This is a genomic window from Enterovirga sp. (assembly GCF_028290205.1).
In the GTDB taxonomy this organism is placed as follows: domain Bacteria; phylum Pseudomonadota; class Alphaproteobacteria; order Rhizobiales; family Beijerinckiaceae; genus Enterovirga.
In genome coordinates this window covers 1-5,054 of the sequence record NZ_JAQGKF010000064.1, presented here as the reverse complement: position 1 = coordinate 5,054, position 5,054 = coordinate 1, and the positions used below count along the sequence as shown (strand labels likewise).

4 protein-coding genes and 1 pseudogene are annotated in these 5,054 nt (G+C 71.9%); 4 read left to right on the top strand and 1 reads right to left on the bottom strand.

Annotation, left to right across the window (positions count from 1 at the left end):
* Together JWR86_RS04515 and JWR86_RS04510 are read left to right on the top strand one after the other, a co-directional pair.
* Positions 1-342 (top strand): annotated as a pseudogene (locus JWR86_RS04515) (hypothetical protein); the annotation flags it as partial.
* Between the two features lie 157 nt (positions 343-499).
* On the top strand, positions 500-802 hold the full coding sequence (locus JWR86_RS04510; RefSeq protein WP_299561361.1) for a hypothetical protein: 303 nt from the start codon (positions 500-502) through the stop codon (positions 800-802).
* A 66-nt stretch (positions 803-868) separates the two neighbouring features.
* Here JWR86_RS04510 and JWR86_RS04505 read toward each other — a convergent pair whose 3' ends face one another.
* A complete protein-coding gene (locus tag JWR86_RS04505; RefSeq protein ID WP_299561358.1) occupies positions 869-1,987 on the bottom strand; it encodes a DSD1 family PLP-dependent enzyme in 1,119 nt (372 codons plus the stop codon).
* A gap of 117 nt (positions 1,988-2,104) precedes the next feature.
* Between JWR86_RS04505 and JWR86_RS04500 the strand changes: the two genes are divergently transcribed.
* Positions 2,105-3,049 carry an ABC transporter substrate-binding protein gene (locus tag JWR86_RS04500; RefSeq protein WP_299561355.1) on the top strand — a complete coding sequence of 315 codons (945 nt, stop codon included), beginning with the start codon at positions 2,105-2,107 and terminating at the stop codon, positions 3,047-3,049.
* Positions 3,050-3,527: 478 nt separating this feature from the next.
* Complete coding sequence (locus tag JWR86_RS04495) at positions 3,528-4,895, top strand: formimidoylglutamate deiminase (RefSeq protein ID WP_299561352.1); 1,368 nt, start codon at positions 3,528-3,530, stop codon at positions 4,893-4,895.
* Positions 4,896-5,054: the final 159 nt, after the last annotated feature.

Below are 5,054 nucleotides of genomic sequence, written 5' to 3'. Positions count from 1 at the left end.
GAGCCCCGCGCCGAGCGGGAGCTTCGGTTCGACCGCGAGTCCCGCCCGGAGCGGGACGGCCGTCCCGATCGCGGGCTTCCGTCCAGGGCCGAGGGCCGGTCTGGCCCTGCTGACGACGATTCCGACGGCGCGGCTGGCGGGCTTCCGGCCTTTCTGACCACGCCGGTCCGGACTCCGGCTGTAGCGGACCTCCCGCTCGAGGCCTCTGCGGCCCCTGCCGCCGTGCCGACGTCGGGCGAGCCCGAGGCGAACGGCGTCAAGACGCGCCGCCGCCGGGTCCGCAAGGCCGAGCCCGGCGATCTGCCGCTCGGCGACGACGCGGCCGACACCGCCGCCGAGTAGCGGTCGGCTCGAAAGCGCAGCCCCGCGCCGGTCAGACCGGCGCGGGTGCGCGCTGGCCAGCATGGTGTTTGGCCAGACCGCGACTGTATTCAGAGAGGTTTTGGAACTCCACCTGCGAATGGGCGTTTGCAGCCCGACAGCATATCTGGAGATCACCATGTTGAGAGCCACAGCTCTCGCGGTTGCGGCAGCCGCGATGCTCGGAACCTCTGCAGCTTCCGCTCAGGTCATCGACCTCGGGCGCGGCGGTCCGCAGATCGACCTTCGTTCGGATCGGCAGCGCGACCGTGAGCGCGACTGGCGCCGGGACCACCACCGCTACGATCGCGACGGGGACCGCGGTTCGCGATACGACCGCCGTGGTCTGACCACCGGCAGCGTCGGCTGCCGCGAGGTGACCGTCCGGGAGCGTGACGATTACGGCCGCATGGTCACCCGGACCACGCGCCGCTGCAACTAGATCCACCGCCGGATCTGAAAGACCAGCATGCCCGCCCTCCCGGCGGGCATTTTTGTGTGGGGCGGCTCAGCGGCTCGCGCCCCGGGCCGCCACCGGCCAGACCTCCTCCACACGCCCCTCCCGGACCGCCACGATCCAGTCATGGAGATTGACCGTCGGGTCGCAATGGCCAGGGATCAGGCGCAGGCGCTGGCCGAGCGCGAGGGCCGCGCCTGACGGGCCCGTCAGCACCGCATGCTCGTCTGACACGCCGGTCACCTCGATGTCGGGGTGGTCGAAGACGAGCGGGCGGCCCTGCTCAGTGGTCAGCACCTTCAATCCGGCATTGGCGATGGCGCGTCCGGGGGACGGCGTGCTGATGATCTCGGCCAGCACGAACAGGCTGTGCTGGAATTCCGGCGCCCGGCGCCCGCTCTCGTCTTCGAGCTCGGCATATTCCCGGTCCATGAACACGTAGGATCCGACCTGGATCTCCGTCCAGCATCCGGCCGCACTCTCGTGCCGGAAGGTGCCCGTGCCGGCGCCCCCGATCACGGCGGCTGTGAGGCCCTCGGCCGCAAGGGCGGCCTGCGTCTCGCGCACGGCCTGGGCGGCGCGCGCCACCGCGTCGCGTCGGCCGGTCGCCGACCGAATATGCTGGGCGCGCCCGTTATAGGCCTGCAGGCCGCGGAACCTCAGGCCCGCCGCATCGGCGACGCGGCGGGCGAGGGCTGCGGCGGGCCGGCCCGGCGCCACCCCGCAGCGGCCCATTCCGACCTCGATCTCGACCAGGATGTCGAACTCCGCTCCGGCCGCGACGGCCGCCTGCGAGGCGCGCTCCACCCCCTCCTGGGAATCCACCAGCAGACCGATCCGGGCGGTGCGGGCGAGCCGCGCGAGGCGGTCGAGCTTGGAGGGCCCGAGGATCTGGTTGGTGCAGATGACGTCCCCAATCCCGCCCGCCACCATGGCTTCAGCCTCGCCCACGGTCTGGACGCACTGGCCGAGAGCCCCGGCTGCCACCTGACGCAAGGCCACCGCCGGACAGCGATGGGTCTTGGCGTGCGGGCGCAGCCCGATCCCGGCCTCGGCCGCGAAGGCCGCCATGCGGGCGAGGTTGTGCTCGAAGGCCGTGAGGTCGACCACGAGCGCCGGTGTGTCGATGGCGTCGACGCTGTCGCCGACCCGGGCTGGAGCAGGTGTCATGGTGGCAACGTCGCATGTCGCTCGCGCCCGCGCCATGCTGGTGGCGCGCCCCGCGGGCCGCGTTGACTCAGGTCGGCGACGCATGTTGCGTGGCCGCGATCGTCACGGGAGCGATGGATGAGGACGCGTCGGTTCGGGGCGTGCCTGGCAGGTCTCGTGTTCGCGGGGGCGGCTGCGGCGCAGGACACCAAGGTCTCGGTCGGCATCTCGGGCTGGACCGGGTTCGGGCCGCTGACGCTTGCCCGGGAGGCCGGCATCTTCCGCAAGCACGGCCTCGACGTCACCCTCAAGAAGATTCCCCAGACCTCGCGCCATCTCGCGCTGGCATCGAACGACATCCAATGCGCGGCCACCACGGTGGAGACCTGGATCGTCTGGCAGGCGGCCGGGGTCACGACCCGGCAGATCTTTCAGATCGACAAGAGCAACGGCGCGGACGGCATTGCCGTGCGGGCCCAGATCGGGTCGCTGAAGGAGCTCAAGGGCAAGAGCGTCGCGGCGTCGCCGCCAGGGACCTCGCCGCATTTCCTGCTGGCCTGGATGCTGGCGAAGAACGGCATGACCACCAAGGACGTCACGATCGTCAACCTGGAACCCGGGCCGGCCACGGATGCCTTCATCGCCGGCCAGAACGACGCCGTGGTGACCTACGAACCCTACCTGTCGGCCCTGCGGGCGAGGCCGGAGGCAGGCAGGATCCTCGCCACCACGCTCGACTACCCGGTCGTGGTGGACACGTTCGGCTGCATGGCGGGGTTCCTGGACGGCTATCCCAAGGCCGCGAAGGCGCTCGCCGACAGCTACTTCGAAGCTCTCGAGATGATCGCCAAGGATCCGGCCAAGGCCTACGGCATCATGGGCGCCGATGTGAAGCAGAGCGCCGAGGCGTTCGGACAATCGGCCAAGCTTCTGCGCTGGCAGGACAGGGCGGCCAACAAGACCTTCTTCGCCAGCGAGCACGCGGCCTTGTCGAAGGAGGTCGCGGACGTCCTGCTCCAAGCCGGGGTGATCAAGCGGATCCCCGACCTGTCCCAGCTCGCCGACCCCCAGTTCATCCGCTAGCGGACCGCGTTCGCGAACTCGGTGGGTCTGCGCGGCCTAGCCGCCATGGGCGCGCCCGAGCCGGACGGGGCGAGCGTGCCGACCAAGTCGAGACCGGCCGGCAGCCGAGCTCACATCCCGCCCTGCCGAAGACATTTGCGCCGAGGCCGTGTCGAGCACAGTCGAATCCTCAGCATCGTCTCAGGTGCCGATGTCGAAGCCAAGAAGCCGCAGGTGCGACGGGCGCCTGTAGACGATCCATTTACCAGCCCGGCCTATTCTGCCGCTCTGTTGCCGTGGAGCATCGCCGGTGGAGCTTCTTCTCGTCGCTCTGGTCGTGAGCAGTCTGGTGGGGTGTTTCGCCGCAACCCTGGGCATGGACATGGCCGGCCGTCGTCCGGCGAGCCGGCGGCTGCGCCGCCCTCGTGCGGTGACTCTCTGGCGGGGCTGAGCGCGGTCGGCGGTTGATCGGCGGGGCCGCTCCGGTCATGGATCGGCGGTGCGCCCCACCGCGGTCCATCTCTCCCACGCGCTGCTGCCCGGCGGTTTCGCGCAGGACGTCAGGCTCGAGCTCGACGGGCCGCTGATCGCCTCCGTGAGCGCGGGCGTGGCCCGGCGCGCCGGTGACCTCGCCCTGTCCGGGATTGCGGTGCCGGGCCTGCCCAACCTGCACAGTCACGCCTTCCAGCGCGGCCTGGCCGGGCTCGCCGAACGCCGCTCGCCCGGGGCCGACAGCTTCTGGACCTGGCGCGAGGTGATGTACCGCTTCCTTGCGGCGCTCACGCCCGAGGACGTCGAGGCCATCGCCGCGCTCGCCTATGTCGAGATGCTGGAGCGCGGCTTCACGGCTGTCGGCGAATTCCACTACCTCCATCACGGGCCTGACGGCGCGCCCTATGACGATGCCGCTGAACTCGCGGGCCGCGTCGTGGCGGCCGCCGAGCTGAGCGGGATCGGGCTGACGCTGCTGCCCTCCCTCTATGGCCGGGGTGGCTTCGGCCAGCCGGCCAGCCCCGGCCAGCGCCGATTCCTGTGCGGCTCCGACGCCTTTGCCGGGCTCCTGGAGAGGTGCCACACCCATGTCCGGCGGCTGCCCGGTGCCTGCATGGGCGTCGCGCCCCATTCGCTGCGGGCCGTGGCGGCAGAGGATCTCGGCCGCGCGGTGGCGCTCGTGCCTGACGGGCCCATCCACATCCACGTCGCCGAGCAGGAACGGGAGGTGGAGGAGTGCCTGGCCGCCACCGGGCGGCGACCCGTGGAGCTGCTGTTCGACCTCGGCGCGGTCGACGCGCGCTGGTGCCTGATCCACGCCACGCACATGAGCGCGGCCGAGGAGGGGCAGCTCGCCCGCTCCGGTGCCGTCGCGGGCCTGTGCCCGGTGACGGAGGCCTCGCTCGGCGACGGGGTCTTCCCGGGGCCGAGCTACCTGGCGGCCGGGGGGCGCTTCGGCGTCGGCAGCGATTCCAACATCGACATCGATGCGGCGGGCGAGCTGCGCCAGCTCGAATACGGGCAGCGGCTCGCCCGGCGCGGCCGCAACCTGATGACCACGGAGCCGGGCGAATCCACCGGGGCGCGCCTCCTGTCGGAGGCGTTGCGCGGCGGCGCGCAGGCGCTCGCCCAGCCCGTGGGCGCGGTGGCGCCGGGCCGGCGTTGCGACCTCGTTCTGCTCGACCCGGACCACCCAGCCCTGGCAGGGGCCGGCCCGGAGGGCTGGCTCGACGCCTGGATCTTCGCGGCGGGCCGGGAGGCGGTCCGCACCGTGGTGGCGGCCGGCCGGGTGGTGGTCGAGGAGGGCCGGCACGTGGCTCGCGACCCCGTGCGGCGGCGCTACCGGGATGCCATCCGGCGGCTGACGAATCTGTAGCGTCCTGGGCGTGAGCCTCCCGGGCGGGCCCGGCCCGCCATGGACCTCCGCGTGGCTTGCGCTACAAACGTTGGGCCAAGGAGGACGGCATGGCCCAGGCGTTCGCATCCACCGGAGACCTCGCCGACAGGGAGGGCTCGCTCGGCGAGATCGGGCCGG